The 3,146-nt window shown below is 68.0% G+C and carries 4 protein-coding genes; 3 read left to right on the top strand and 1 reads right to left on the bottom strand.

Going from position 1 to position 3,146, the window contains the following annotated elements; all coding sequences use genetic code 11:
* Window positions 1-54: 54 nt before the first annotated feature.
* Window positions 55-1,335: a crotonyl-CoA carboxylase/reductase gene (gene ccrA, locus WAL33_RS20670; RefSeq protein ID WP_422183805.1), complete on the bottom strand. Its 1,281-nt coding sequence runs from the start codon at window positions 1,333-1,335 to the stop codon at window positions 55-57.
* Between the two features lie 413 nt (window positions 1,336-1,748).
* Between ccrA and WAL33_RS20665 the strand changes: the two genes are divergently transcribed.
* The 3 genes from WAL33_RS20665 to WAL33_RS20655 all read left to right on the top strand — a co-directional run.
* Complete coding sequence (locus WAL33_RS20665) at window positions 1,749-2,489, top strand: enoyl-CoA hydratase/isomerase family protein (protein WP_422183804.1); 741 nt, start codon at window positions 1,749-1,751, stop codon at window positions 2,487-2,489.
* Between the two features lie 370 nt (window positions 2,490-2,859).
* Window positions 2,860-2,985 (top strand): hypothetical protein, encoded by a 126-nt coding sequence (locus WAL33_RS20660; protein WP_422183803.1) that lies wholly within the window; start codon window positions 2,860-2,862, stop codon window positions 2,983-2,985.
* A 9-nt stretch (window positions 2,986-2,994) separates the two neighbouring features.
* Window positions 2,995-3,146, top strand: a 152-nt coding sequence (locus WAL33_RS20655) for a DUF6481 family protein (RefSeq protein WP_422183807.1), incomplete at its 3' end; no start/stop codon positions are given.

Here is a 3,146-nt window from a genome sequence, read left to right as displayed (position 1 = left end):
CCCAAAGGCCGCGCGTTCGTCTGGGGACACGCACGAGTGCATGTCCCCGGGACCTTACCCGCCCTCGCTGATCTCCACGACTTCCTCGAACGTCCGCAGGCCCGGCCGCTGGGCGCAGACCAGCACCGCCATGTTCCCCGGCAGATGCTGGTTGGCCAGCATCTTCTCGTGGGCGGCGGGGATCTGGTCCCAGGGGAAGACTTCCGACAGGCAGGGGTCCACGCGGCGATCGATGACCAGCTGGTTGGCGGCGCTGGCCTGCATCAGATTGGCGAAGTGGCTGCCCTGGACGCGCTTTTGGCGCATCCACAGGAAGCGGGCGTCCATGGTCAGGTTGAAGCCGCTGGTGCCGGCGCAGATGGCGACCATGCCGCCGCGTTTGACCACGAACACCGAGACCGGGAAGGTCGACTCGCCCGGGTGCTCGAACACCAGGTCGACGTCCTTGTTGCCGGTGACCTGCCAGATGGCTTTGCCGAACTTGCGGCTCTCCTTCATGTAGTCGTTGAACTCGGGGCCGTTGACCTTGGGCAGCTGGCCCCAGCAGTTGAATTCCTTGCGGTTCAGCACCGCCTTGGCGCCCATGCTTTTGACGAAGTCGATCTTGTCGTCGTCGCTGACCACGCCGATGGCGTTGGCCCCGGCCACGGCGGCCAGCTGCACGGCGAACACCCCCAGCCCGCCCGAGGCGCCCCAGACCAGCACGTTCTGGCCGGGCTTCAGCTCGTGCGGCTTGTGGCCGAACAGCATGCGGTAGGCGGTGGCCAGGGTCAGGGTGTAGCAGGCGGCCTCTTCCCAGGTCAGGTGCTTGGGGCGCGGCATCAGCTGGCGCGACTGCACCCGGCAGAACTGGGCGAAGCTGCCGTCCGGGGTCTCGTAGCCCCAGATCCGCTGGCTGGCCGAGAACATCGGGTCGCCGCCGTTGCACTCCTCGTCGTCGCCGTCATCCTGGTTGCAGTGGATGACGACCTCGTCGCCCAGCTTCCAGCGTTTGACCTTGGCGCCGACCTTCCAGACGATGCCCGAGGCGTCGGATCCGGCCACGTGATAGGGCTGCTTGTGGACGTCCAGCACGCTGACCGGCTCGCCCAGGGCGGCCCAGACGCCGTTGTAATTGACGCCGGCGGCCATCACGAGAACCAGCACCTCGTCCTCGCCGATCTCCCAGGTGGGCACGACCTCGACCTGCATGGCGTCGGTCGGCTTGCCGTGACGCTCCTGGCGGATGGCCCAGGCGTACATGGTCTTCGGCACATGGAAGGCCGGCGGGATCTCGCCGATCTCGTAGAGGTCCTTCGGCTCGGCGGCGGTCTTGTCCAGTGTGGCGGTGCTCATCTCACTCCCCGGGTCTTCGGCGCTGCAACACAAACGCCGCATTGGCTCTCTGCGCTCCGTGAACCGTTGCGCGCGGGTCGAAACCTGGCGTCGGTCCATCGTTTTAGGCTCCGTAACGGAAATCCCGCCCCGAAGGCCGCCTAAGCTGTGACAAGTGTTTAAGTCTGGCAAGGGGAAAGTTGTTGCATCGCAGCATGGTTGCGGATGAAACGACCATCTTCCCACAATCCCTTCATCCCGACGAAAGTCGGGACCCAAGCTGAGTTTGGAAGCAGGCCCCGGGCGGCCGATCGACCGCGCCCTTTTCTGACGGTCTGCCTGGGTCCCCACTTTCGTCGGAATGAAAGGAAGAGAGGGGACAAGACGCCACGGCTCCGCTTTCCAAAAGGGCGCTCATCGGCCACGGTCGCCCCATGAGCGCCATGATCCACGTCAGCCGTCCCACCGGCTCGATTCTGCTGCTGGAGCTGGACGCCCCGCCGGCCAACGCCCTGGGCCTGCCCCTGCGGGCCCAGCTGGCGAAGGTCCTCGACGAGATCGCCGGCGACACCGACACCCGGGCGGTGGTGCTGACCGGCCGGGGCGGGGTGTTCTGCGCTGGCGACGACCTGCGCGAGGCTCACGGCCGACCGGCCGGCAAGGCCCTGGCGGCGGTCGAGAACTTCAACCAGCTGATGGACTGGATCGAGGCCCTGCGCACGCCGACCATCGCCGCCATCGACGGCTGGTGCTTCGGCGGCGGACTGGAGCTGGCCCTGGCCTGCGACATCCGCGTGGCCAGCGACCGAGCGGTGTTCGCCGCCTCGGGGGTCAATATCGGACTGATGGCTTCGGCCGTTCGCCTGCCTCGGCTGATCGGGGTGGGGCGGGCCAAGGCCCATCTGCTGACCGGCGCCCAGTTCGGGCCCGAGCGGGCCCTGGCCGACGGGATCGTCACGGCCGTCCATCCGCCCGAGCGCCTGCTGCCCGAAACCTTCCGCCTGGCCGAATGGATCGCCTCGCGCGCGCCCCTGGCCGTGGAGGCGACCAAGCGGGTGATCGACGGTCGGTCCAGCGTTGATCAGGAACTGCCGGCCCTGGTGGCCAGCGCCGACCATCGCGAGGCCGTGGCGGCGTTCATGGCCAAGCGGACGACGCTGTTCAAGCGGGGGTAGGGGCCCCCGCCGTATTTCCACCGGTCGGCCCTCCGGACGTGATAGGATCAATCCAAGGCGCTAGGACGCGCCCCCGGCGAGTCCAGCTCCGCTTCGCGGAAGCTCTCGACGCACCCCGGAAAGGGGTCGCATGACCGTCAGTCGCCACGACAGCGCCCTTCACGGACCTGATATCGCCATCCACCGCGCGCGTCGCGCCGGGCTGTTCAGCTCGGGCGCTTGATCGCGCGCGTCCCCCACGCCGAAAAGGAACGCCCCTTGTCCAAAGGCAATCGCGAAGTCCGCAAACCCAAGACCGCCAAGCCCAAGGTGACCGCCGCCGCGGCCCCGACCCTGCTGTCCCCGCTGCCCAACAAGAAAAAATAGCCCCATGAAAACCTATCCCGGCACCCAACCGACGGGCCCCAAGGGCCTGAACGACCCGCGCTCCACCGGCGGCCAGCCGACGCGGCCCCGGCCTGTCGATCCCGACGCCCTACGCGGCACCAAGACCTAAGAGCGGCACATGAACGAGACCAAGGGCGCCAAGCTGACCGATCGGCTGAAGACGGCCGCCGCCGCCAAGCAGGCGCTGCTCGCCAAGTTCAAGCCCAAGCCGGCCGTGGCCGATCCGCTGTTCGCCGAGCGCGGCGTCGAGGAGGCGGCCGAGCTGAAGGC

It is taken from the genome of Caulobacter sp. (assembly GCF_049283275.1).
GTDB lineage: Bacteria > Pseudomonadota > Alphaproteobacteria > Caulobacterales > Caulobacteraceae > Caulobacter.
Note: the sequence above shows the minus strand (reverse complement) of the source record. Positions and strands in the feature narration are given on the sequence as shown.

Bases quoted from the DNA above. Each gene is read 5' to 3' on its own strand.
- ccrA (WP_422183805.1), bottom strand. From the start codon at position 1,335: ATGAGCACCGCCACACTGGACAAGACCGCCGCCGAGCCGAAGGACCTC.
- WAL33_RS20665 (WP_422183804.1), top strand. From the start codon at position 1,749: ATGAGCGCCATGATCCACGTCAGCCGTCCCACCGGCTCGATTCTGCTG.
- WAL33_RS20660 (WP_422183803.1), top strand. From the start codon at position 2,860: ATGAAAACCTATCCCGGCACCCAACCGACGGGCCCCAAGGGCCTGAAC.